The sequence below is a fragment of the Rhizobium sp. 22-785-1 genome (assembly GCF_053521965.1).
Window position 1 is genome coordinate 223,330 of the sequence record NZ_JBNWDI010000004.1, and the last position, 24,668, is coordinate 247,997.

The window sequence follows — 24,668 nt, forward strand, 5'->3', positions numbered from 1 at the left end:
AAGCAACCGAAGTGTGTAACAATGCAGATTGCCAATAAGCCCGCCGCCATTTCGAATGCCGAACGTCAGGATCGGCTCCAGCGCCTGCGAGAAAAAATGCAGGAGCAGCATCTCAGCGCGGTCCTTCTCGGCTCGACGGAAAGCCTGCGCTATTTCACCGGTCTCGTTTGGCATCAAAGCGAGCGACTGCTGGGCGCGGTAATCACTTCGGATGCATTGCACTATATCGTTCCCGGCTTCGAAAAGAGCCGCGTTGATACCCTGCCTCATATTGAGGGAGATATTCATATCTGGCAGGAGGAAGACAGCCCGGCAGCACTGGTCGCAAGACTTGCTGGTTCGTCCGGCCTTATTGCGCTGGACGACGCTCTACCGCTTTTCATCTATCACAGCCTCGCCGCCCAAGTCGGACAACAGCGTCTTGTCGATGGCGCGCCCGTTATCCGCAGCCTTCGATTGAAGAAATCTGCGGCCGAGATCGCCATTATAGATTACGCGATGAACCTGACGCTGGAGGTGCAAAAGCGCGCTCATGCCATGATGAGGCCCGGCGTGCGGGCATCCGATATAGTACGCTTCATCGATGAGCAGCACCGCGCGCTTGGCGGCGAAGGCGGCTCTTCTTTCTGCATCGTGTCATTCGGACAGGCCACATCGCTACCCCATGGCGCTGACGGCGAGCAGATTCTTCAGGCGGGTGACGCCATTCTGGTCGATACCGGAACGCGGATCGATGGCTACCATTCCGATCTGACCCGCACTTATGTTCTGGACGATGCGGATGCCGATTTCGCCCATGCCTGGGCAATCGAGCGAGAGGCACAGCAGGCGGTTTTCGACGCCGCTCAGCTTGGAAGCGCTTGCGAAACCCTCGATCATGCGGCACGGGCAGTCCTTTCCAGACACGGCCTTGGACCCGACTACGCCCTTCCCGGACTACCACACCGCGCAGGACACGGCTTGGGCCTGGAAATCCACGAGGCACCCTATATCGTGCGTGGAAATATGCAGGTCTTGGAAGAGGGCATGTGCTTTTCAAACGAGCCCATGCTCGTCTACCCGCAGAGGTTCGGCATCCGCCTGGAGGACCATATTTACATGGCCGCGAGCGGCCCGCGCTGGTTTACGCAGCCCGCAAAATCACCAGTCGAGCCATTCTCGTGAGCACGGATTGTTATCAATCATCATATTTCATAGCTTGCTTCAAATTTATATATTTTCTATCCCAGACAGATTAGGGGAGAGAATCGTATGCCCGCCACCGAAAAAAGAAAAACGAAAACGCCAATCCTTGTCGACCGCATCGCGGAGTTCGTCGAGAAGATTAAAACGACGCGAAATGACGATGGCAGCTTCGATACCAAGAAGATCGGCAGGCTTTGGGACGACGAGGTTCGATTTCATTTCGAGAATGGCAGAACGGCCAAGACGCTCGAGCTTTACATCGTCAAATATCGCTATGCGTTGAAAGACGCTTTCGGACCGAAGACGACGCCGCTCGCTATTTGCAACATGAAAAAACTGCGCGAGCGTCTCGATACGTTCATCCAGCGTGGCGATTATCCGCAAAGCGGCGTGGCGATGTCCATCGTGGAGAAAATCGAGCGGGCCGAGCACAATACCGCAGGGCGCAAACCTCGTTTCCTACTGCGGGTTTCGGACTTCATCTCCGCCATCAACGGCGTCAGCAGCAAGGAAGAGATGCAGGCGCTATGGGACCGGGAAATGGATGCCATGGCCGACCGAACGCAGGCAACGGTAATTTCCTACATCACGAAATATCGAAACGCCATCCGTGAGGCATTCGGTGAGCAACATCCCATGCTGCGCATCGCAGCCGGATCGCCTCAGCTTTACGATGAAGCCCGCAAAGCCAAGATGGCCAAGATCGCCACGAAGCACGGCTCGCTTGTAACCTTCGAACACTATTCCGAAGTGATGAGACGCTGCAGACGCTATCTACATTCCGAGGATGCGTTGACGATCGGCATCGGCCTGATCGGCACCACCGGGCGACGTCCGTTCGAAGTCTTTACCCAGGCCCAGTTGATGCCTGCACCCTATGGAAACGGCATTTCCAAATGGAGCGTTTTGTTCAACGGCCAAGCGAAGACGAAGCAAGGCGAAGGCACCAAATTCGGCGTTACCTATGAGATCCCGGTGCTGGAGCAATCGAAGATCGTTCTCGATGCCTATCACCGTCTGAGAGACAGCAGCGAGGGAAAGCTATGGTTCGGCATGACGATCGACGACTTCTCAAGTGATGCCCGGCTACCGCTGCGCGATGCGATGATTGCGAAATTCGAAGACATCTGGCCGAAAGAAGAGCCACCCAAGCCGTATGGCCTGCGCCACCTCTATGCCGAAATCGCCTATCGCAACTTCGCCCCTGCCAATGTGACGAAGAACAGCTATTTCGCTGCCATCCTCGGCCACAACAACAATGATCTGGAAACCTCGCTCTCTTACATGACTTACGCGTTTCCGGAAGACGAGCAGGAATCAAAAGCCCGAGCCGATCGCGTTGCGGACCGCACGATCCGCCAGATGATCACCGTCAATCAGATTCCTGGCATGGCGGGGGGATAAGCATGCCTGCCCCATCTCGCAACCGTGTGCGCGCTACGGCGCTTTCGAATATCGCCGCGCAAGATACATTTCCACCACCGCGCGGGTCAGAAAAGACGCCAGGCCCACGATGATCGCCACCACCCGAATGCGGAACTCGTCTGCCTCGACTTCGGCATGACGCGTGTCCAGCAGCGTATGCTCCGTAACAGTGATTTCGCCGATGACGTCTCGAATACGATCCATCGTACCGACTGCCATATAGCCGATCTCATTGGTACGGGCGGCATCGGCGCCCACGTCGTCGTAGAGCGATATGGAATGCTTGAGCTCCTCAAGCTTCTTCTCGATCAGCTGATCCATCGCTTTGACCCGGGCGACCTGCCCGGAATTGTCCGATATGCGTGTCATCAATTGATTTTGGAGCAAGTGGAGGCGCTCCATCGCCTTTTCGTATGGGGCAAGGTAGCGCTTGTCGCCACTGACAAGATATCCCCTTTGCCCCGTTTCGGCGTCGTCGAGCGCAATCAACACATCTTTCGTGGTATCGATGGCTTCGTAGGTATGCACCACCATATCGTAGTGGTCGCTCAAAAGGTCATGGGTCCAACTCGTGGCAAGGATACCGGCCGCAACGACGACACCCACCGGGATTGATCGCAGCAGTGTTGGAAAGGTCAGATATTTCTGACGCAATGAGGCCCAGGACCAGTCAGACATCTTGCGGATATTCCATGCACATGCTGTCCAAGCTCTTCAACATCACGCCGACGCCAACCGTTCACTCAGGTGGCAGCTTATTCTACCAGATCGTTCAACGCGATAATAATCACGAAGTTCAAAGCGGCAGCATCGGAATAGGAGCCATACGCGCCTCTCTCAAAAATCTTGACACGCCATCGCTTTTCTCATTTAGCTTGATCCATTCCGAGGGGAGCATCGAACGATGCTGAGACGGCGCTGAGCCGGACCCTTGAACCTGATCCGGTTAATACCGGCGTAGGAACGGAACGGTCGCCGCCAGGCACAGCTTTCTTTCCATGCGCGCAGTTTATCCGGATCCGCAAAATGCGTATCTGGAGATGAACTGTTGAAGGCAAATATCCCCACTGCGGAGCAAGCGGCGCAACTCCTGAGCCGCGTGCGGGAGCACAGACCGCGTGTTCACTGCCTTATGAATACGGTGGTCCAGAAGTTCACTGCGGACGGCATCACAGCGATTGGCGGTATCCCCTCCATGACCTCTTCCGAGGAGGAAATCGAAAGCTTCGTCGTCAAGACCCACGCGTTGACGATCAATCTGGGGACACTGGACGCGGCCCGCCGCAAGGTCATTCGTATGGCCGTGGAGATCGCCAATCGCCACGGCAAGCCCTGGATCATAGATCCGGTCCACTGCGACTACTCTCCATCACGTTTGGATTTTGCACGGGAGCTGAGCGGCCAGTCCCCCTCCATCGTGCGGGGTAATGCGGCGGAAATGGCGGTCATTGGGGATATTGACGGCGCGTTACGCATTCAGACCGGGGCGGTCGATCGCTTGAGTGACGCAGACCGCAAGATTCGGATCGTCAACGGTCACACCTTGATGGCGAAGGTGACAGGAACAGGCTGCCTTTCCGGTGGCGTCATCGCGGCCTTCATGGCCGTAGAGGAGGACGTCATGCTGGCGGCGGCATCGGCGCTCACCATAACGGGCGTTTCCGCGCAGATGGCCGCGAGACACGCAAACGGGCCAGGATCGTTCGAGGTCGCCTTTCTGGACGCGCTGTTCAATCTGACGCGCGAAGATATTCTCTCCCATGCCAGGATCGAACATGACGAAGATTGATTACCGGCTTAATGCCATCGTCGATGCCTCTCTCACCGACGTCGCGCCTCTTTCGCAACTGGCCGCAGTGGCGGCACGACATGGCGCAACGATCATACAGTATCGTGACAAGACGTCGTCCACACGCCAGATGATCGAACAAGCCATAACCATCGTAGAGACGCTGCGCGGAACGGGCGTGCCGCTAGTGATCAACGACCGTGTGGATGTGGCGCTGGCAAGCGGTGCGGATGGCGTTCACCTCGGGGCGGACGATATGGATGCAACAACGGCAAGACGGCTTCTCGGTCAGAACGCCATCATTGGCCTCACTGTGAAGGCGATGACCGATGCCCGTCAGGTCGCCGAAGCGCCCGCAGACTATGCCTGCATTGGCGGCGTCTTCGAAACCACGTCAAAACTCAATCCAGATTCCCCCGTGGGCCTTGAGGGACTGGGGCGCCTGAGAGATTTCCTGCGAAAGGAGCGACCGGATCTACCCGTCGGCGCCATTGCCGGCATTACGCTTGCGCGTGTACCAGACGTGATCGCGGCGGGGGCCGACGGCGTCGCATTGATCTCCGGTCTGTTTCACGCCGTCGATATCGCCGCCGCCACAGACGATTTTCGCAAAGCCGTGGATAACGCAGTGGGAGCACGATCATGACGGCCATCGCTCTGACCATCGCCGGCTCCGACAGCGGCGGAGGCGCCGGCATTCAGGCGGATCTCAAGGCGTTTTCGGCGCTTGGCGCCTATGGTGCAAGCGTCATTACCGCCATCACCGCCCAGAACACCAGGGGTGTCAGTGCGGTTGAAGACATCTCCGCGACGATGATTGCCGCACAGATGGATGCGGTCTTCTCCGATCTCGACATCAACGCTATCAAGATCGGCATGGTATCGCGCATCGACACGATCCTAACCATATCGGCAAAGCTTCGTGAGCAACCCCAGCCTGTAGTTCTCGACCCGGTCATGGTGGCGACCTCGGGAGACCGGCTGCTTCAGGAAGGCGCGATCGAAACCCTTCGCACGGAATTGTTGCCGCAGTCGACGCTTGCCACGCCGAACCTTCCCGAGGCGGCGCTGCTCACCGGCACCGCTATTGCCAAAGATCGAGACGCCATGTTGAAGCAGGCAGAACTGATCGTGAAGCTTGGCGCGCGCGCGGTGTTGATCAAAGGCGGTCACGGTGGCGGGGAAGAGAGTGTGGATCTTCTCTTCGATGGTCAGGCCGTTCAGGAGTTCGCTATGCCGCGGATCGAAACGAAGAACGACCATGGCACCGGCTGCACACTGGCAGCGGCAATCACCGCTCATCTCGCACTTGGCCTGTCACTTGTCGATGCCGTTGGCCTTGCGAAAGACTACCTTCAAGGCGCACTCGCCGCAGGCCGTGATCTTCATGTCGGCAGCGGCCACGGCCCCGTTCACCATTTTTACCGCTGGTGGCCGGCCTGACCGGCACCGATTCCTAGGACTTGCGATCGGACGCTCTCGGTTTGGGAGCAGCCAGCGCATTGCGGATCGCAAAGCTTGAGTGGATACGCGATACACCCGGCAGTTTCGAAAGTATATCCTTGTGGACGCGCTCGAAATCGCCTGCCGTCTCCACTTCGACCCGGAGAAAATAATCCGAGCCGCCCGTCATCAGGTAGCACTCTCGCACTTCCGGGTAACGGCGCACGGCATTTTCGAAGCGATTGAGAAAATCTTCCGTCTGCCGGTCGAGCGTGATCTGGACGATGACCGAGATCGCCTCCCCCCCGGCAGCGCTTCCGGTGATTGCCGTATAGCCACGAATGACGCCTTCCCGCTCCAGAATATCGACGCGGCGCAGGCAGGCGGAGGGTGAGAGCCCCACCTCTGCTGCGAGCTTGGCATTGCTGATGCGGGCGTTCAACCGCAATAGCCGGATGATGTGACGGTCGGTGGCGTCGAGTGCAGACATGATTTCATTCCGATTAATCGCATAAAATTGTGAGATCGAGATTTTTATCGAATTTTCTTCGACTCAGACTGCTTAAATTCAACAATCATTGCAATACCCTGTTGCGATAAGACAAGGGGAACGACAATGGACATGACCCTCCAGCCGCAGAAAGCTAAGGGTGGCGCAAGCGGCTATCTGACCATCGATCTTTCAGCGCTTCGCGACAATTATCGCGCGCTTGCCGCCAAGGCCCCGCATTCGATAACGAGCGCGGTGGTGAAGGCTGATGCCTACGGTCTTGGTGCCGATATCGTCGCACCGGCGCTTTACGATGCCGGATGCCGTCATTTCTTCGTCGCCCATATCGATGAGGCTCTATCCCTTCGCCTGCACATTGGCAGCGACGCAAAAATCCTGGTTCTCAACGGCCTTCAGCTCGGCAATGATGTATCCTGCGCAGCGCTCAATATCATTCCGGTTCTGAACTGCCTGGAACAGATCGCACAATGGAGCGCACAGGCCGCGGCACTCGGAAAGACCTTGCCCGCAGCACTGCAGATCGATACCGGCATGTCGCGGCTCGGGCTTGCGCCTTACGAGGTGGATACCCTGCTGGCGACCCCTGACCTTTTGAAGGGCATCGATCTCACCTGCATCATGAGCCATCTGGCCTGCGCCGACGAGCCGGACCATGAGGCGAATGCGGTGCAGCTTGCGGCCATGCGCAAGGCGACCGAGCGTTTCCCCGGCGTGCCGATCTGCTTTGCCAATTCCGGCGGCATCTTCCTCGGCACGGATTATCACAATGCGCTGATGCGCCCCGGCATCGCGCTCTATGGCGGAGCGCCGTCGTCCGCTCATCCCAACCCGATGAAGCCGGTGGTCAGCCTCAGCGTTGCCGTGGTGCAGACGCGCACTGTCCCTGCTGAAAGCTTTGTCGGTTACGGCGCGTCGCTGCGCACCACGCGAGAAACCCGGCTGGCGACGATTGCGGCAGGCTATGCGGATGGTCTGCCGCGCTCGCTGAGCAGCCGTGGAGCCGCTTACTTCAATGACGTTCGGCTCCCTATTGCCGGGCGCGTCTCGATGGACAGCATTACGCTCGATATTTCCGCCCTTCCCGAAGGCACGCTGACGCATGGAAGCCTCGTGGAAATCATCGGCCCAAATCAGTCGCTCGAGGCGATTGCCGAGGATGCGGGCACCATCGCTTACGAAATCCTGACGCGGCTCGGCCAGCGCTATCGCCGCCACTATATTCATCCGGAAAAGCAGACTGCCGCTTCTTCCACCATCATCAGAGACAAGTGAGGCCAGCATGAACATCACCATTCTCGGAGCCGGCGTCATTGGCGTCACCTCGGCCTGGTATCTTGCCAAGGCCGGACACACCGTCACCGTCATCGACCGGCAGCCCGCGGCAGCGCTGGAAACCAGCTTTGCCAATGCGGGGGAAGTATCGCCTGGCTATTCCTCCCCCTGGGCGGCACCCGGCATTCCGATGAAGGCGCTGAAATGGCTCTTCATGCAGCACGCGCCTTTGATCATTCGTCCAACTGCCGATCCTGCCGCATGGCGCTGGATGATCCAGATGCTGAGCAACTGCACGGCGGCGCGCTACAACGTCAACAAGAGCCGCATGGTCCGCATTGCCGAGTATAGCCGCGACTGCCTGATGGCGCTTCGCGACGAAACCGGCATCCAGTATGATCAGCGCATGCAGGGTACACTGGAAGTTTTCCGCACCCAGAAGCAGTTCGATGGCATCGGCAAGGATGTCGAGGTCTTGAAAGCCGGTGGTGTGCCATACGAAATCCTCGACCGTGCAGCCTGCGTTGCGGCAGAGCCCGGCCTTTCTGCCTCCCGCGACAAGATTGTAGGCGGCCTGCGACTGCCGGGTGACGAGACCGGCGACTGCTTCATGTTCACCTCGGAACTCGCAAGGCTTGCCGAGCAGGCAGGCGTCAAGTTCATCTACGATACCGGCATCATGCGGCCAGTGATCGAGGGCAACCGCATCAAGGCTGTGGAGACCAGTAAGGGCCTGATCGAAGCAGATGTGTTTGTCGGAGCGCTTGGCAGCTACACGCCGCATTTCCTAAAGCATCTCGGCATCGACCTGCCCGTCTATCCGGTAAAGGGCTATTCGATAACGGTGCCGATCGTCGATGAGGCCAAAGCGCCGATCTCCACCGTGATGGATGAGGCGCATAAGGTGGCGATCACGCGTCTGGGAGATCGCATCCGCGTAGGCGGCATGGCGGAAATCGCTGGCTTCAGCAAGGATCTACCCGCCAAGCGACAGGCGACATTGACGCATTCGGTGGAAGATTTGTTCGGTGGTGCTGGCAATCAGTCCCAAGCCAAGTTCTGGTCCGGATTGCGTCCGATGACACCGGATGGAACTCCGGTGATCGGCGCGACGCGCTATGCCAACCTCTATCTGAATACCGGCCACGGCACGCTTGGATGGACTATGGCCTGTGGCTCGGCCCGAGTTCTGGCCGATCTGGTGTCCGGCAACAGACCGGAGATCGAAACCGCCGACCTTGGTATCAGCCGCTACGCGGCATAGTTGAACAGCATATCAGTGCCGTGCGCGACTTTAGCGCATGGCCTTTGTCTGTTACAGCGCAAGCGCTTCTTTCAGCGCCAGACCATCCTTGATGCGCAGGTCGAGATCGGCTTCGATGTGATCGAGATGAAGCATCATCAGATGATTGGCCTTCTCGACATCGCGGGCCTCCAGCGCATCGAGAATGGCTGAATGATCGCCGTGACCGCAACTCGAAATGCCTGATCGGCCATAAAGCGCGATGACGAGGGACGAGCGGGCAACAAGTTCGCCCATGAATTTTTCCAATATGGCATTGCCCGCAAGCGACGCCAGCAGCAGATGAAAATCGCCGGACGCCTTGATTTCCGCACGGCGGGCAGAAGGCCCACGCTCATGTTGATGGCGCGTTTCCTGCCCGAGATGAGCACGCAGACTTGCGATGGCGTCGGGCGTGATCCGCTCCACGACAGCCGCCACGACGCCCTGTTCGATCAGACGGCGCGAGGCGAAGACTTGGCGGGCTTCATCCGGCGATGGATTGGAAACGAAAGCACCTCGGTTTCGCTCCGTCTTGACCAGACCTTCGAAGGCCAGCATCTGCAAGGACGCACGCACGACAGTGCGGCTGACATTGAAGAGTGTCCCCACTTCCGCTTCAGACAATTTTGTGCCCGGGGTGAGACGTCTATCCGCAATCGCGTCTCTCAACGTATCGCGAATAGCCTGCGCGCGATCCTCCGGCGCGTTTTCCATGTCAGTCTGCAGTTCCGAGAGCGTCATTGGCGTTTCCCGATTTTCCTCTCTGACTATAGCGAAACTGTGCAGACTGGAAAACTCTAACTCCATATCGCGGCCAAGCAGATTGCATACAATATTGGGCTTCATTGACAACAATAGCTTCTTTTTTGTGCATGCACATAAAATGCCCTGAACAAAGCAGCGGCACTTAAAATAAAACCCGTCCAGTTTCAAACGCTTAACAACGGCGAACCAAAACTGGCACGGCATATGCAAGTTCCTTATCAACAAGCAGGGGAACATGCATGAGCAAAGCTGCCGAGATAGACATCGCCTCCGTCACCAAGGTCTATGGAAGCACCACCGCCGTTCACGCCATCAGCCTGAAGATTCCCGCCGGCAGCTATTGCTGCCTGCTGGGACCGTCGGGCTGCGGCAAGACCTCGACACTGCGAATGATCGCAGGGCATGAGACCATCTCCAGCGGCGATGTTCGCCTCGGAAATACGGTCGTTACGGATCTGCCGCCGGCACAACGTGGCACAGCGATGATGTTCCAGTCCTACGCGCTTTTCCCGCATCTCGATCTCATCGACAACGTCGCCTTCAGCTTGAAGATGAAGGGTGTCGACAAGGAGACTCGTCGGGCCAAAGCGCTGGAGATGCTGAAGCTCATGCAGCTGGAGCCCTATGCGACCCGCCGCCCCGCCCAGCTGTCCGGTGGCCAGCAGCAGCGCGTGGCGCTTGCCCGCGCATTAATCACCGATCCGGAAGCCCTGCTTCTCGACGAACCACTCTCGGCGCTCGATCCTTTCCTCAAAATCCGCATGCGCGCCGAGTTGAAGAAGCTCCAGACTTCGCTCGGCATCACCTTCGTCCACGTGACCCATAGCCAGGAAGAGGCCATGGCGCTGGCCGATATCATCGTCGTCATGAATGACGGACGCATCGAGCAGGCCGCAGCGCCGCGCGAGGTGTTCGAGCGCCCTGCGACGGCCTTCGTCGCCCGCTTCATGGGCGACCATAATGTCATTTCCGGCCGTCTGAAGTCCGTCGATGGAGAAGTCGTAACGCTGGAGGTGGCCGGCGGCGGCACCTTCAAGGCCAGTGGCAAGGTCCCGCCGGATGACAGCGTCGATATTGCCGTGCGCACCGACCGCGTGCGCATCGGCCAAGGCGAAGAAGGCCTCGGTTTTACCGGCATCGTGTCCAACGTGGAATATCGCGGCGCCAGCGTGAAGCTTGTCGTCACGGGTGCGGGCATCGACGAATTCAACGTGATTTTGACCGATGCGGTCTTCTTCGAAAATCCGATCAAGGTTGGCGATGCCATACCTCTTTCCTGGAATGCGGCCGATGCCATCGTGCTCGGACGGGTAGAATAACGACCACAAAAACAGCCAGAGGAGAACTAGCATGACCGATGCAAACAAGACGAAAAAAGGTCTGACCCGACGCGGTCTTCTGAAGGCGGGCGCTGCCGCCACAGGTGCTGCCGTCGGTTCCGGACTGATCACCGGCTTCCCCACGATCTGGGCGCAAAACCCGATCACGCTTCGCCAGTTCGGCACAGGCGTTTCCAACATCAATGCGATTGCCGAAAAGTGCAAGGCGGACCTCGGCATCACGCTTGAAATGACGGCAACGGATTCGGACGCAGCCGCACAGCGCGCCGTCACCCAGCCGAACTCATACGATATCGCCGATATCGAGTACTGGATCCTGAAAAAGGTCTATCCGGCGGGCGTGATCCAGCCGATGGAAATCAAGAAGCTGAAATATTACGACAAGATCGTACCGCTGTTCAAAACCGGCAAGCTGACACCCGACAGCGTCATTGCCCAAGGTACGGCGCCCCACACGGTGGGTTATGTCGAAAAGCCCGGCGACAAGAAGTTTGCCAAGAGCGAAACCGAATACTTCACAATGGTTCCGACGATCTACAATGCCGACACGCTCGGCATTCGCCCGGATCTCGTGGGCCGTGAGATCACCACCTGGGCCGATATCATGGACCCGAAGTTCAAGGGCAAGACGTCCATCCTGAACATTCCGTCGATCGGCATCATGGATGCGGCAATGATCATGGAAGCCATGGGCAACATCAAATATGCCGACAAGGGCAATATGACGAAGGCGGAAATCGACAAGACGATCGACTTCCTCATTAAGGCCAAGAAGGACGGCCAGTTCCGCGCCTTCTGGAAGAGCTTCGACGAGAGCGTCAACCTCATGGCATCCGGCGAAGTCGTCATCCAGTCGATGTGGTCGCCGGCCGTTGCCGCGGTTCGCTCCAAGGGCATCGCCTGCAAATACCAGCCGCTGAAGGAAGGCTATCGTTCCTGGGGTGGCGGTCTTGGCCTTGCCAAGCACCTCACCGGCGCCAAGCTCGATGCGGCCTATGAATATATCAACTGGTACACATCCGGCTGGGTCGGCGCATACCTCAACCGTCAGGGCTACTACTCCGCCGCCATGGAAACGGCGAAGGAATTCATGACCGCCGACGAGTGGGGTTACTGGGTGGAAGGCAAGCCTGCCCAGGGCGACATCATCGCTCCAGACGGCAAGGTCATGGAAAAGGCCGGCGCTGTGCGCGATGGCGGCTCCTTCGAGGAACGCATGGGCAAGGTCGCATGCTGGAACTCCGTCATGGACGAGGACCGTTACATGGTCCGCCGCTGGAACGAGTTCATCGCTGCTTGATGACGTAAGGAGACCGGCGGCTAGCTGCCGCCGGTCACGACAACAACAAAGGGCTCCAGGAATGGCGACGGTCAGATTTATAGGCGTTGGCGAAAAGAAAGAGAAAGCGGGCAAGCCCTTTGCCCTGCCGCCAGGGCTGATCTCCTATATCCAGGCCGCACCTTTGGCGCTGATCCTGGGCTTCTTCCTGCTTCTGCCGATCCTGATGATCGCGGTCGTCAGCTTCTGGGATTACGACTTCGCCCAGATGTATCCGGATTTTGTCACCTTCAACTATACCGAAACGCTCGGTTCATGGGTGACCTGGCAGACATACCTCAACACACTGAAATACGCGTTCATCGTCTGGGCCATCACGCTGTTTCTCGGCTTCTGGGTCGCCTATTTTCTCGCCTTCCATATCCGCACCACCACCATGCAGATGGTGCTTTTCCTCATCTGCACCGTCCCCTTCCTGACCTCCAACATCATCCGCATGATTTCGTGGATTCCGGTACTGGGGCGCAACGGGTTGGTGAACAGCGCGCTGGTCAATATGGGCATTGTTCCCGCACCCATCGAATGGCTGCTCTATTCCGATTTTGCCGTGGTGCTGGCCATGGTGCATCTCTACACGCTCTTCATGGTGACGCCGATCTTCAACACATTGATGCGCATCGACAAGTCGCTGGTGGAAGCCGCGCGTGATGCGGGCGCGTCCAGCTGGCAAGTGCTGTGGAACGTCATCATTCCCCTGGCAAAGCCTGGCATGGCGATTGGCACCATTTTTGTCGTGACGCTGGTTATGGCGGATTTCTCCACCGTGCAGGTCATGTCCGGCGGGCAGAGCGCCTCGGTCGCCCTTATGATGAAGAACCAGATGTCTCTGTTGCAATATCCGGCGGCCGCCGCAAACGCGGTCGTGCTTCTCACCCTCGTTCTCCTGATGGTCGCAGGCATCCTGCGGGTCGTCGATATCCGTAAGGAGCTCTGATCCATGCATTCGGAAACACGCGGTCGCGAATTCTACATCCTAGCCATCTTCTTTTCCCTCTTCGTGCTGTTTCTTTATGGCCCGCTTTCGGCGATCCTGATCCTCGCCTTCCAGGGACCGAATGGCGGCCTGACCTTCCCGCTGAATGGTGTGTCGCTGCACTGGTTCGCCAATCTCTTCGAGCAGCAGGCGGTGGGCGACTTCGGCGGCTCTTTCCGCCGTTCCTTCATGCTGGGCGTGATGGTGATGATCGTGACGGTTCTGGTCTCGCTTCTGGCCGGTCTTGCCTTCCGCCGCAAATTCATCGGCGCTACGCCGCTTTTCTATCTTGCCGTCGCAAGCCTCGTAGTGCCCTCCATCATCATCTCGCTCGGCATCGGCGTGCTCTTCCAACAGCTCGGCTTAGAGCCCGCATGGAACACCTCCGCCTTCGGGGCGCATCTGACCTGGACCCTTCCTTTCGGCGTCCTCATCATGTTCGCAGTCTTCAACCGCTTCTCGCCATCCTATGAGGAGGCAGCACGCGACTTGGGCGCAAGCTCGTGGCAGACCTTCAGCAATGTCGTCCTGCCGATGATCGCGCCAAGTCTGATCGGCGTTGGCCTGTTCGGCTTCACACTGTCCTATGATGAGTTTGCCAGAACCCTGATGACCTCTGGCACCTACAACACCCTGCCGCTCGAGATTTATGGCATGACTACCAACGTGACCACGCCGGTCCTCTATGCGCTCGGCGCCGTCACCACCTTCTTCTCTCTTATCGTCATTGGCGCCACGCTCGGCATCATCGTCGCCATGAACCGTCGTCGTCTGAAAGGCTGAACCTCAGATCATGCGCATTCTCGTCGTCAATCCCAACACTACCCAGTCGATGACCCGAACGATCGAGGCGGCGGCAAAAGCCGTAGCCTCTGCCTCGACAGAGGTCATAGCCGTGACCTCTTCGATGGGGCCGGTCTCGATCGAGGGCTATTACGACGAGGTCTTTGCCATTCCCGGCCTTCTGCTGGAGATTGCCAAGGCCGAGAAGAATGGCGCGCAGGCAGCGGTGATTGCCTGCTTCGACGATACGGGGCTCGATGCGGCACGCGCGCTTGCGACCATTCCCATCATCGGCATCTGTGAGGCAGCCGTCGCAACCGCGGCCTTTATCGCCCAACGTTTCACGGTCGTCACCACCATGGAGCGCTCCCGCCTGCCGCTCGAACATCTCGTGCATCGCTATGGCATGGCGGCGCGGGCAAAGGTGCGTGCGGCTGACATTCCGGTTCTTTCATTGGAAGACCCGACTTCGGATGCCCTGCCGCGGCTACGTGCCCAGATCTCATCTGCCCTCAATGAGGACAAGGCGGAAGCCATCGTTTTAGGTTGCGCCGGCATGGCGGAACTGGCGGCGGAGCTTTCGCACGAGTTTGGCGTTCCTGTCATCGATGGCGTGTCGGCGGCGATTAAACACGCCGAGACGCTGATCTCTCTCAAGCTAACCACGGCAAAGCGCGGAGCCTATGCGGCCCCTGTCGAAAAGCGCTATCTTGGATTGATGGAGGCGTTTTCGCCTGCCCAGATGGCGGCAGGCTGAAGCGCTGTCGATCCTTTTGGGCACAGTCGCGCTCTGCCTATTGGAATTTGCGGATAGTGCCTGCAGAAGCAGATTTTGCGGTCTGGAGCTATGATTCAAACGTCTCGGTCCTGCCACAATTCATTCAGCGCCCGTTCAGCCTGCTGACGCTATTTTCTTAACCATCAGATAACAACTGGCGGGTAACCGCCGTTTTGGTGGAAAATGAACATGGCTTCGATTGCAGCTAAATCTCTTCTGGCGCTTGCGGTCTCTGCAACCGTTCTGGCACCCTTGAATACGGCATCTGCCGGCGACTGGCGTCACAGAAATCGCGATGCCGCCATCATCGGTGGCGTTCTTGGTCTTGCCGCAGGTGTAGCCGTCGGCTCTGCCATGTCGCAGCCGCGTTATGAGGAAGAGCCGGTCTATGTCGAGCCGCCTCCGGTTCGTCGTTACCAGACCTATCAGCCGAGCTACAGCTACGACGATCCGGATTATCGCGAGTATCGTCCCGCACCGCGCCCGGTCTACCGTGCCCAACCGGTTTACGAGCCTCAGCCTGTTTACAGACAGCGTCAGGTTTATCGCACAATCGAGCCGTGGTCGCAGTCCTGGTATAACTATTGCTCACAGCGTTACCGCAGCTTCAACCCGAACAGCGGGACCTATATCGGCAACGATGGCAACAGCCACTTCTGCGTAGCGGGATAACCGCTACAGTCTTGATTTCGAACAGTTAAGCCGCTCGGAGTGCCCTCACCTGGGGACGTAATCCGAGCGGTTTATGTTATGGCGCTGTAGCTTGTCGTAAAAGGTCTTGCGCGCAATTCCGAGCGCCGCAATGGTCTCGGCCACATCGCCTTGATGCTTCTCCAGAGTCTCCCGAATAATATCCGCTTCCTGGCGATCCATCCGTTCGCCGAGCGTCGCCGTTACATCATCTCGCGGCAAAGGCGTAGAGGCAGCTGCCTGACCGCCCTCGAGACCAAGGACCACACGCTCGGCAAAATGGCCGAGTTCACGCACATTGCCGGGCCATTGATGTTCGTTCAGATGGCGAGAAACGGAGGCGCTGATCTGCGGCACAGGAATGCCGAAGCGGCTGGAGGCCTTGCCGACGAAATGGGAGAAGAGGAGCGGTATGTCCGCTCGGCGTTCGCGCAGTGGCGGGATAGACAGCGTCACCACATTCAAACGGTAATAGAGATCCTCGCGAAAATCCTTGCGCTGCTCGGCATCACCCAGATCCACCTTGGCTGCGGCCACGACTCGGATGTCGACGGAACGTTCCTCGTTCGAGCCGACCGGGGAAACCTCGCGCATTTCCAGCACGCGCAGCATCTTCACTTGGAGAGCAGGCGGCATGCTTTCGATCTCGTCGAGGAACAGCGTGCCGCCGCTGGAATATTCGATGCGACCGATACGTTTCTTCTGCGCGCCGGTGAATGCACCTACCTCATGGCCGAACAACTCGCTTTCGATCACAGTCTCCGGCAAGGCGCCGCAGTTCAGCGCGACGAAGTTTCCCTGTGACCGCTTCTTGCTCCAGCGGTGAAGCGCCGTAGCAACCACTTCCTTGCCGCTTCCGGTTTCGCCCGCCACCAAAACATCCACATCCGTATCGGCGATGTGGCGCAACGTGTTGCGAAGCCGCTCCATGGCCGGGGTCTGGCCAATGAGCGGCATGTCATCGATCGAGTGCTCAGCCGCCCGCTTCAGCGCTCGGTTCTCCATCACCAGCTTGCGCTTTTCCAGTGCGCGGCGCACGCTTTCCACCATGCGCTCGGCGGGAAAGGGCTTGGAGATAAAATCATAAGCGCCATTCTGAAGCGCGCTGACCGCCATCGGCACATCGCCGTGGCCGGTAATCAGGATAACGGGCAAATCCGCATCGATCTTCCGGACATGTTCGAAAAACTGCAAGCCATCCATGCCGGGCATGCGCACGTCTGTCACGATCACGCCGTCGAAGTTTTCGTCCAGAGCGTCAAGTGCGAGTTCTGCTTTGGGGAAGGGCATGACCGTCATGCCTTCGAGTTCCAGCGTCTGCCGCATCGCCTTGCGAAGCTGCGAGTCATCATCCACCAGATAGACTGTTCCCATCACCGTCATGTCATGTCCGCTTCAAATAAACTGAAAAACACGTGCCACTTTTGCCGGTATCGACCTCGATCCGTCCGCCATAATCCGACGCGATGTCGCTGGAGATAACGAGACCAAGGCCGAGGCCGCCTTCCTTCGAGGTGTTGAAGGGCGAGAAGAGCTGTTCAAGAATAGGCGCCGCGATGCCTGGCCCGTTGTCGCGAACCTTCAGCACCACATCATCCTTTTCCTCCTCGACCCTCACATCAACGCGTCCATCATTTTTCTCCTCGACGGCTTCGAGCGCGTTCTGCAAGAGATTGATGACGATCTGCTCCAGCCGAATGCGGCTTCCCATAACCTTGACGCCTTCATCGGGCAGATCAAGATCGAGAATATCCATGCGGCCGGAGAAGCGGCTTCGCAGCAAGATCACAGCGCCTTCGACAACCAGACGAATGCTGACAGGTTCCGCCGCGGTCCTTCCCTTGCGCGCGAGGATTTTGAGATCGCTGGTGATGACGCCGATACGCTCTGTCAGGCTCGCGATGTTTTCCAGGTTCTCATCTGCCTCCTCACTACGCTTCCGTTTCAAAAGCACCCGCGCATTGTCGGCATAGGCGCGAATGGTCGCCACAGGCTGATTGATCTCATGCGCGACGCCCGCGGCCACCTGTCCAAGGATCGAGAGCCGGTTAGCCTTGACCAGATCATGCTGAACGCTTTGCAGTTCCTTGCCCGTCTGTTCATGGCGCAGAATTTCTGCCTGAAGTTTGTCGCGCGCCATGGTCAGATCGACGGTCCGCTCTTGAACACGGCGTTCCAGTTCTGCACGGTCCCGTTCTGCAGCGGCCTGCGCCTGCTCCGCCTTTAACCGGCGCCGAAGCCAGATTGCCGAGAGGGCAAAAAGGGGCATGAGTGCGGCAAGAGCCACGGTCCGGCTTTCGCGGATTGCGGCATTCGTTGTCGGCGTGACGGGCTGAAGATAGTGCAATGACCATCTGGTCGTCGGAACGGGAAGTTCGAGACGAAGATACTCGCCCTTCAGCGTGGGCGGAGAGTTCACCTCCACCAGCGCCACATCCGGACCGAGTTGCGAGCGAAGTCGCACCGGCATCGGAGAAAGCGCCTCCTCGCCGAACTGAAGACTGGCGGAAATCATCCGCCGTTTGTCTTCATCGATCGAGGCCACAGTCTTGAACCGCCATTCGGGAATGCTGGTCATCAGCACCACGCCGTTGGAATCGACGATATAGACGGGACGCCCGCCAATGTTCCAGTCGCTCTCAAGTCGGTTGAATTCAACCTTGGCGATGACGACGCCGAGCGGCTTTCCATCTGCGCCATCGACCCGCCTTGATATATAGAGCCCCGGCCGGCGGCTGACATTGCCGAGCGCGTAATGCTCCGCCATGCCGGCATCCATCGCCCGTCGGAAATAGTCACGGAAGGCATAATTGGAGCCGACGAAGCTCTCCGAGGTGCGCCAGTTGCTGGATGCTATTGTGACGCCGCTCGCATCCGTCACATAGATGACCGAGGCCTGCGTGCCCTCGATCAGTCCTTCCAGCTTTTCATCCAGCCGCTGGATGGCAGCGCCGCCATTTTCGAGCGCCTCGGTGATATCTCGGTCGCGGGAAAGCACGAGCGGCAAAACGCGCGGGCGCTCCAGGGCCACGTTCAGCAACGCCGTTTTCAATTCAGCGTCGGTGGTGGCATCGGCAATCAACCGCTTGGTGGCCTGGACACGACCGAGCTTATCGGCCGCGACAAACGCGCCAAAGGCGATGATGAGCCACATCAGTGCGAAGGCCATCCAGCGGAAGCGGGTGCTATTGACGAATACTGACATTGATCGCTCGAAATACCATGACTTCACTGTGCGGAATTCCACACAAAAGACAAGAGATGGCGAGCGGGAAAATGCACACTCAAAAAGAGTTCCGGCATCCTCGGAAAATAAAGATGATTTATAACAATACCTTATCCGCACTCAAGCAAACTGGCACGCTATTTGCTCATGTAGTTTCGAACGGCAGAGGGCCGGGCGAAACGTAAAGGCAAACCCGGGAGGCCGTCAGGGCAGGGTTAAGCTGAGGAGGAACTACAATGATTGACAGCACAGCTGTGGCTGAAAGCCACGCCAAACTGCCGTTTTACCGGCACCTTTATTTCCAGGTCATCGTCGCTATCGCCGCAGGTATCGCACTCGGTCACTTTTACCCGGCTATTGGCGAACAGCTGAAGCCGCTCGGTGATGGCTTCATCCGTCTGGTCAAGATGATCATCGCACCCGTGATCTTCCTCACAGTCGCAACCGGCATCGCCGGCATGAACGACATGAAGAAGGTCGGTCGCGTTGCTGGCAAGGCGATGATCTACTTCCTGACCTTTTCCACGCTGGCGCTCATCGTCGGCATGATCGTTGCCAACGTCGTTCAGCCGGGTGCTGGCATGAATATCGATCCGTCCACGCTGGACGGCAAGGCCGTTGCCACCTATGCCGCCAAGGCGCATGAGCAGTCCATTACCGGCTTCCTGATGAACATCATCCCGACGACGATCGTCGGCGCTTTCGCAGAGGGCGATATTCTTCAGGTTCTGTTCTTCTCCGTCCTGTTCGGCATTTCGCTTGGCGTCGTCGGAGAGCGTGGTAAGCCAGTCGTCGATTTCATGCACGCCCTGATGTATCCGATCTTCAAGCTGGTCGCGATCCTGATGAAGGCCGCCCCGATCGGCGCGTTTGGCGCCATGGCGTTTACCATCGGTAAATATGGCATTTCATCGGTTACCAATCTCGCGATGCTGATCGGCACCTTCTATTTCACGTCGCTCGTCTTCGTTCTCGTCATTCTGGGTGCCGTCTGCCGTTATAACGGCTTCTCCATCCTGGCACTGATCCGCTACATCAAGGAAGAACTGCTGCTGGTTCTCGGCACCTCTTCTTCGGAAGCCGCTCTTCCGGGCCTGATGAGCAAGATGGAACGAGCAGGCTGCAAGCGCTCCGTCGTCGGTCTCGTCATTCCAACCGGCTATTCCTTCAACCTCGATGGCACGAACATCTACATGACGCTCGCTGCCCTCTTCATCGCACAGGCAACCGGTATCCACCTGTCCTTCGGTGAGCAGGTTCTGCTATTGCTCGTTGCTATGTTGAGCTCCAAGGGCGCTGCAGGCATCACCGGTGCGGGCTTCATTACGCTGGCTGCCACGCTCTCGGTCGTACCGTCCGTGCCGGTCGCCGGCATGGCGCTGATCCTCGGCATCGACCGTTTCATGTCGGAGTGCCGCGCACTCACCAACTTCGTCGGCAATGCCGTCGCAACCATCGTTGTGGCACGCTGGGAAGGCGAGCTGGATCAGGAGCAACTGGCCGCGGCGTTGAGAGGCGACGAGCCGAAAATGCTTCCAGACGTTCCGGCAACGGTCGTTCCGGCAGAGTAAGCCACATCATTGACGCACGTCATGCAGAGGCCCGCTTCGCTCCATCGAGGCGGGCCTCTTCTTTTATGGCCAAAGGTCGGTCATGATGGGTCCATCCAATCCTCACCGGCGCTCGATCATGAAAAATCTGTTTCTGTCCTGGCAATTCTGGGCGCTTCTTTCAGCGGGCTTTGCCGCGTTGACTGCCATCTTTACGAAGATCGGCATCGAAAACGTCAATTCCGATTTCGCCACCTTCATCCGAACCATCGTCATTCTCCTGGCGGCGGCGCTGATGCTCTACATCACCGGAAACTGGCAGAGCCCGGCGACGGTCACGCCACGCACGTGGCTTTTCCTTATTCTCTCGGGGCTTGCAACCGGCGCATCCTGGATCTGCTATTTCCGTGCGCTGAAGATTGGCGATGCGGCGCGTGTTGCGCCGATCGACAAGCTCAGCGTCGTCTTTGTCGCAGTGTTTGCGGTCCTCTTTCTCGGCGAACGGCTTTCTCTTCCGAACTGGCTCGGTGTGATCCTGATCGCCTGCGGAGCGGTTCTTGTCGCCTATCGGGGCTAGCCGACTGGACGTTTCATCTGCGACCAAGGCGGCATTTCCATTTATCGAATAAGGCTTTAAGACTGTTCGGCGAATGCGACAGGGAGGTCTCATGCGTTCAGTCCTTAAAGAACTGGAAAGCCGCCGCGCCGAAGCTCGTCTTGGCGGCGGGCAAAAACGCGTCGATACGCAGCACGCCAAAGGCAAGTTGACTGCCCGCGAGCGCCTCGACGTCCTGCTCGATGAAGGCTCCTTCGAAGAATACGACATGTATGTCACCCACCGGGCGGTTGACTTCGGCATGGCGGAACAGAAGGTGGCTGGCGATGGCGTTGTGACTGGCTGGGGAACGATCAACGGACGGCAGGTCTATGTCTTCTCTCAAGACTTCACCGTGCTCGGCGGCTCGCTATCGGAAACCCATGCGCAAAAGATTTGCAAGATCATGGACATGGCGGTGCGGGTCGGCGCACCCGTCATCGGCCTCAACGATTCCGGTGGCGCACGTATTCAGGAAGGCGTGTCCTCGCTTGCAGGTTACGCGGAGGTCTTCCGCCGCAATGCCGAAGTCTCTGGCGTCGTTCCACAGATCTCCGTCATCATGGGCCCTTGCGCCGGCGGTGCGGTCTATTCGCCCGCCATGACCGACTTCATCTTCATGGTGCGCGATACCTCCTACATGTTCGTGACCGGTCCGGACGTTGTGAAGACCGTCACCAACGAGATCGTCACCGCCGAAGAGCTGGGTGGCGCCACCACCCACACCAAAAAATCCTCCGTTGCCGATGGCGCCTATGAGAACGATATCGAGGCACTTGAAGCGGTGCGGGCGCTCTTCGATTTCCTCCCTACGAACAACCGGGAGAAGCCGCCAACCCGACCGTTCCATGACGATCCTGCCCGGCTTGAGGCTAGGCTCGACACACTGATCCCTGACAGTTCCAACAAGCCCTATGACATGAAGGAGCTGATCCACGCGATTGCGGATGAGGGCGATTTCTTCGAGTTGCAGGAGGCCTTTGCCAAAAACATCATCACCGGCTTTATCCGCCTTGAAGGAGAGACGGTCGGCGTCGTCGCCAATCAGCCCATGGTGCTGGCCGGATGCCTTGATATCGACAGCTCCCGCAAGGCGGCGAAGTTCGTGCGCTTCTGCGACGCCTTCAATATTCCGATCCTGACCTTGGTGGATGTGCCAGGTTTCCTGCCCGGCGTCGCGCAGGAATATGGCGGCGTCATCAAGCATGGGGCCAAGCTGCTCTTTGCTTATTCGGAAGCGACCGTGCCGATGGTGACGCTAATCACCCGCAAGGCCTATGGCGGCGCTTACGATGTGATGGCGTCGAAACATATCGGCGCCGACGTCAATTACGCTTGGCCAACGGCGGAGATTGCCGTCATGGGCGCCAAGGGTGCGGCTGAGATTCTTTACCGTTCCGAACTGTCCGACCCCGACAAGATCGCGGAACGGACGCGCGAATATGAAAAGCGCTTCGCCAACCCCTTCGTCGCTGCCGAACGCGGCTTCATCGATGAAGTGATCATGCCGCATTCATCGCGGCGCCGCATCGCCCGCGCTTTTGCGTCCCTGCGCAACAAGCAGGTGACGACGCATTGGAAGAAACACAATACGATTCCGTTGTGAGGATGAAGCCTATGTTCAAGAAAATCCTCATTGCCAATCGCGGCGAAATCGCCTGCCGCGTCATTCGCACCGCTAAGAAGTTGGGCATCGTAACAGTCGCAGTTTATTCCGATGCGGATGCCAATGCGCTGCATGTACGCGAGGCTGACGAGGCCGTGCATATCGGCCCGGCCCCGTCCAACAAGTCCTATATCGTCATCGACAAGATCCTCGAGGCCATTCGCAAAACGGGTGCTGACGCGGTGCATCCGGGCTATGGCTTCCTCTCTGAGAATCCGGCTTTCGCAGCGGCTCTGGAAAAGGAAGGCGTTGCCTTCATTGGCCCGCCGGTCAAAGCCATCGAAGCGATGGGCGACAAGATCACCTCCAAGAAGCTCGCAGCCGAGGCGGGGGTCTCGACCGTTCCCGGGCATATGGGATTGATCGAGACTGCGGATGAGGCCGTCCGCATTGCATCCGAGATCGGCTATCCCGTGATGATCAAGGCATCGGCCGGCGGCGGCGGCAAGGGTATGCGGATCGCCTGGAATGACAGCGAGGCCCGCGAGGGCTTCCAGTCATCACGCAACGAAGCAAAAGCATTCTTCGGCGACGATCGGATTTTCATCGAAAAATTCGTCACACAACCGCGTCACATCGAAATTCAGGTTCTCGGCGACCAGCACGGCACTGTGCTTTATCTCGGTGAGCGGGAATGCTCCATTCAACGCCGAAATCAGAAGGTGATCGAAGAGGCTCCCTCTCCTTTTCTCGACGAGGCAACGCGCAAAGCGATGGGCGAGCAGGCTGTCGCACTTGCCAAAGCGGTCGGTTATTTCTCTGCCGGTACGGTGGAATTCATCGTCGACGGCGACCGCAACTTCTACTTCCTGGAAATGAACACCCGGCTTCAGGTGGAGCACCCTGTGACCGAACTCGTAACCGGCATCGATCTGGTAGAGCAGATGATCCGGGTCGCAGCGGGCGAAAAGCTGTCTCTCTCTCAAGCGGACATCAAGCTCAATGGTTGGGCCATCGAAAGCCGACTTTATGCGGAAGATCCTTATCGCAACTTTCTGCCCTCTATCGGTCGGTTAACCCGCTACCGCCCACCGGAAGAGGGCCGAAAGGAGGATGGTACGATCCTTCGCAATGATACCGGCGTTTTCGAGGGTGGCGAAATCTCGATGTATTACGATCCTATGATCGCCAAGCTCTGTAGCTGGGGCGAGACGCGGCTCTCTGCCATCGATGCCATGGGGGAGGCGCTGGATCGGTTTGAGGTAGAGGGCATCGGGCACAATCTTCCCTTTCTCTCCGCGGTCATGCAGCATCCTCGTTTCCGTTCGGGCAATCTGACGACAGGCTTCATCGCAGAGGAGTTTCCAGATGGTTTTTCCGGAGTGGAGCTCGAAACGGAAGCCTATGAGAACCTCGCAGCCATTGCTGCGCTCATTCACCACCAAGTACAGAGCCGCGCAGCGCAGATCTCCGGCACCATCGGCAATCATCGGCGCGTCGTAGGCCAAGACTGGGTGGTTCAACTCGGTAAAACCGAGCACCGGATTTCCGTTGATCTCGAGGGCGATCATACCGTGACTCAAGTCGAGGGCGGCAAGAGGCTGGCTGTCGAAACGGACTGGCTGCCGGGCCGTAGCCTTGGGACTTTCCGGCTCGGCGATGCGGTTTTGGCGGTAAAGGTCGATCTGTCGCCATCCTCCATCCGATTACGTTGGCATGGCGTGGATGTCATCGCCCGCGTGCGCAGCCCCCGCGTCGCCGCGCTTGCGCGTCTCATGCCCCAGAAGCTGCCGCCAGACACATCGAAGATGCTGCTTTGCCCCATGCCCGGCGTCATTACATCGATTTCGGTCGCGGAGGGTGACGCGATTGAAGCCGGACAGGCGCTTGCGACGGTGGAAGCCATGAAGATGGAAAACATCCTGCGGGCAGAGCGCAAGGGGCGGGTCGTGAAGGTGGCGGTGAAGGCTGGCGACAGCCTTGCCGTCGATGAGGTGATCCTGGAATTCGAGTGAGCCTATTTGAGGATTGAGAAATTCCGCTTCCCTGTCACGCCTTTTCTGGAATAGATATTCCAATCCAGGAGAGACGATTTCATTTTTGGGGGAGTGAA

Annotated in this window: 22 protein-coding genes and 1 riboswitch; of the genes, 17 read left to right on the top strand and 5 right to left on the bottom strand. The window is 58.2% G+C overall.

Annotation, left to right across the window (positions count from 1 at the left end):
• The first annotated feature begins 21 nt into the window (after nt 1-21).
• Both ACQZ5M_RS10770 and telA read left to right on the top strand, forming a co-directional pair.
• Nucleotides 22-1,164, top strand: a complete 1,143-nt coding sequence (locus ACQZ5M_RS10770; protein WP_296017095.1) for a M24 family metallopeptidase — start codon at nt 22-24, stop codon at nt 1,162-1,164.
• Between the two features lie 87 nt (nt 1,165-1,251).
• Nucleotides 1,252-2,589 carry a telomere resolvase TelA gene (gene telA, locus ACQZ5M_RS10775; RefSeq protein WP_449079721.1) on the top strand — a complete coding sequence of 446 codons (1,338 nt, stop codon included), beginning with the start codon at nt 1,252-1,254 and terminating at the stop codon, nt 2,587-2,589.
• 33 nt (nt 2,590-2,622) lie between these two features.
• On the opposite strand, the gene ACQZ5M_RS10780 is transcribed toward telA, so the two are convergent.
• Complete coding sequence (locus ACQZ5M_RS10780) at nt 2,623-3,288, bottom strand: CHASE3 domain-containing protein (RefSeq protein ID WP_296017091.1); 666 nt, start codon at nt 3,286-3,288, stop codon at nt 2,623-2,625.
• 200 nt (nt 3,289-3,488) lie between these two features.
• Nucleotides 3,489-3,591, top strand: a riboswitch (TPP riboswitch).
• A gap of 67 nt (nt 3,592-3,658) precedes the next feature.
• Here ACQZ5M_RS10780 and ACQZ5M_RS10785 point away from each other — a divergent pair.
• The 3 genes from ACQZ5M_RS10785 to thiD are packed head-to-tail and all read left to right on the top strand — an operon-like array spanning nt 3,659 to nt 5,842.
• Nucleotides 3,659-4,399: a hydroxyethylthiazole kinase gene (locus tag ACQZ5M_RS10785; RefSeq protein WP_296017089.1), complete on the top strand. Its 741-nt coding sequence runs from the start codon at nt 3,659-3,661 to the stop codon at nt 4,397-4,399.
• Nucleotides 4,386-5,045, top strand: a complete 660-nt coding sequence (gene thiE / locus ACQZ5M_RS10790) for a thiamine phosphate synthase (protein WP_449079722.1) — start codon at nt 4,386-4,388, stop codon at nt 5,043-5,045. Before ACQZ5M_RS10785 ends, thiE begins: the two co-directional genes overlap by 14 nt.
• Nucleotides 5,042-5,842: a bifunctional hydroxymethylpyrimidine kinase/phosphomethylpyrimidine kinase gene (gene thiD / locus ACQZ5M_RS10795; protein ID WP_449079723.1), complete on the top strand. Its 801-nt coding sequence runs from the start codon at nt 5,042-5,044 to the stop codon at nt 5,840-5,842. Before thiE ends, thiD begins: the two co-directional genes overlap by 4 nt.
• 13 nt (nt 5,843-5,855) lie before the next feature.
• Here thiD and ACQZ5M_RS10800 read toward each other — a convergent pair whose 3' ends face one another.
• Nucleotides 5,856-6,332, bottom strand: a complete 477-nt coding sequence (locus tag ACQZ5M_RS10800; protein ID WP_296017081.1) for an Lrp/AsnC family transcriptional regulator — start codon at nt 6,330-6,332, stop codon at nt 5,856-5,858.
• 126 nt (nt 6,333-6,458) lie between these two features.
• Between ACQZ5M_RS10800 and alr the strand changes: the two genes are divergently transcribed.
• Together alr and ACQZ5M_RS10810 are read left to right on the top strand one after the other, a co-directional pair.
• Nucleotides 6,459-7,625 (top strand): alanine racemase, encoded by a 1,167-nt coding sequence (gene alr / locus ACQZ5M_RS10805; protein WP_449079724.1) that lies wholly within the window; start codon nt 6,459-6,461, stop codon nt 7,623-7,625.
• A gap of 7 nt (nt 7,626-7,632) precedes the next feature.
• Nucleotides 7,633-8,889 carry a D-amino acid dehydrogenase gene (locus ACQZ5M_RS10810; RefSeq protein WP_449079726.1) on the top strand — a complete coding sequence of 419 codons (1,257 nt, stop codon included), beginning with the start codon at nt 7,633-7,635 and terminating at the stop codon, nt 8,887-8,889.
• Nucleotides 8,890-8,940: 51 nt separating this feature from the next.
• On the opposite strand, the gene ACQZ5M_RS10815 is transcribed toward ACQZ5M_RS10810, so the two are convergent.
• Nucleotides 8,941-9,651 carry a GntR family transcriptional regulator gene (locus tag ACQZ5M_RS10815; RefSeq protein WP_296099663.1) on the bottom strand — a complete coding sequence of 237 codons (711 nt, stop codon included), beginning with the start codon at nt 9,649-9,651 and terminating at the stop codon, nt 8,941-8,943.
• Between the two features lie 263 nt (nt 9,652-9,914).
• Here ACQZ5M_RS10815 and ACQZ5M_RS10820 point away from each other — a divergent pair, with 263 nt between their 5' ends.
• From ACQZ5M_RS10820 to ACQZ5M_RS10845, 6 genes are all read left to right on the top strand, one after another.
• On the top strand, nt 9,915-10,994 hold the full coding sequence (locus tag ACQZ5M_RS10820; protein WP_296099665.1) for an ABC transporter ATP-binding protein: 1,080 nt from the start codon (nt 9,915-9,917) through the stop codon (nt 10,992-10,994).
• Between the two features lie 31 nt (nt 10,995-11,025).
• Nucleotides 11,026-12,315 (top strand): ABC transporter substrate-binding protein, encoded by a 1,290-nt coding sequence (locus tag ACQZ5M_RS10825; RefSeq protein WP_296099667.1) that lies wholly within the window; start codon nt 11,026-11,028, stop codon nt 12,313-12,315.
• Between the two features lie 61 nt (nt 12,316-12,376).
• Complete coding sequence (locus ACQZ5M_RS10830; protein ID WP_449079727.1) at nt 12,377-13,288, top strand: ABC transporter permease; 912 nt, start codon at nt 12,377-12,379, stop codon at nt 13,286-13,288.
• A gap of 3 nt (nt 13,289-13,291) precedes the next feature.
• Entirely contained in the window at nt 13,292-14,110 is an 819-nt protein-coding gene (locus ACQZ5M_RS10835; RefSeq protein WP_296099675.1) for an ABC transporter permease, read from the top strand.
• 10 nt (nt 14,111-14,120) lie between these two features.
• Nucleotides 14,121-14,867: an aspartate/glutamate racemase family protein gene (locus ACQZ5M_RS10840; protein ID WP_296099676.1), complete on the top strand. Its 747-nt coding sequence runs from the start codon at nt 14,121-14,123 to the stop codon at nt 14,865-14,867.
• 210 nt (nt 14,868-15,077) lie between these two features.
• Nucleotides 15,078-15,560, top strand: coding sequence for a BA14K family protein (locus ACQZ5M_RS10845; protein ID WP_296017041.1), 483 nt, complete (start codon nt 15,078-15,080; stop codon nt 15,558-15,560).
• Between the two features lie 45 nt (nt 15,561-15,605).
• Here the strand turns inward: ACQZ5M_RS10845 and ACQZ5M_RS10850 are convergent, their stop codons facing one another.
• Together ACQZ5M_RS10850 and ACQZ5M_RS10855 are read right to left on the bottom strand one after the other, a co-directional pair.
• Nucleotides 15,606-16,961, bottom strand: a complete 1,356-nt coding sequence (locus ACQZ5M_RS10850; protein WP_449079728.1) for a sigma-54-dependent transcriptional regulator — start codon at nt 16,959-16,961, stop codon at nt 15,606-15,608.
• 1 nt (nt 16,962) lies between these two features.
• The gene (locus ACQZ5M_RS10855; protein WP_296099678.1) at nt 16,963-18,783 is read right to left on the bottom strand and encodes a sensor histidine kinase; all 1,821 of its coding nucleotides are present in this window, start codon (nt 18,781-18,783) and stop codon (nt 16,963-16,965) included.
• 257 nt (nt 18,784-19,040) lie between these two features.
• Between ACQZ5M_RS10855 and ACQZ5M_RS10860 the strand changes: the two genes are divergently transcribed.
• The 4 genes from ACQZ5M_RS10860 (at nt 19,041) to ACQZ5M_RS10875 (ending at nt 24,570) form a co-directional block, all read left to right on the top strand.
• Entirely contained in the window at nt 19,041-20,375 is a 1,335-nt protein-coding gene (locus ACQZ5M_RS10860; RefSeq protein ID WP_449079729.1) for a dicarboxylate/amino acid:cation symporter, read from the top strand.
• 118 nt (nt 20,376-20,493) lie between these two features.
• Nucleotides 20,494-20,931 (top strand): EamA family transporter, encoded by a 438-nt coding sequence (locus ACQZ5M_RS10865; RefSeq protein ID WP_449079730.1) that lies wholly within the window; start codon nt 20,494-20,496, stop codon nt 20,929-20,931.
• Between the two features lie 91 nt (nt 20,932-21,022).
• On the top strand, nt 21,023-22,555 hold the full coding sequence (locus ACQZ5M_RS10870) for an acyl-CoA carboxylase subunit beta (RefSeq protein WP_449079731.1): 1,533 nt from the start codon (nt 21,023-21,025) through the stop codon (nt 22,553-22,555).
• Nucleotides 22,556-22,566: 11 nt separating this feature from the next.
• The gene (locus ACQZ5M_RS10875; RefSeq protein ID WP_449079732.1) at nt 22,567-24,570 is read left to right on the top strand and encodes an acetyl-CoA carboxylase biotin carboxylase subunit; all 2,004 of its coding nucleotides are present in this window, start codon (nt 22,567-22,569) and stop codon (nt 24,568-24,570) included.
• The last annotated feature ends 98 nt before the right edge of the window (nt 24,571-24,668 follow it).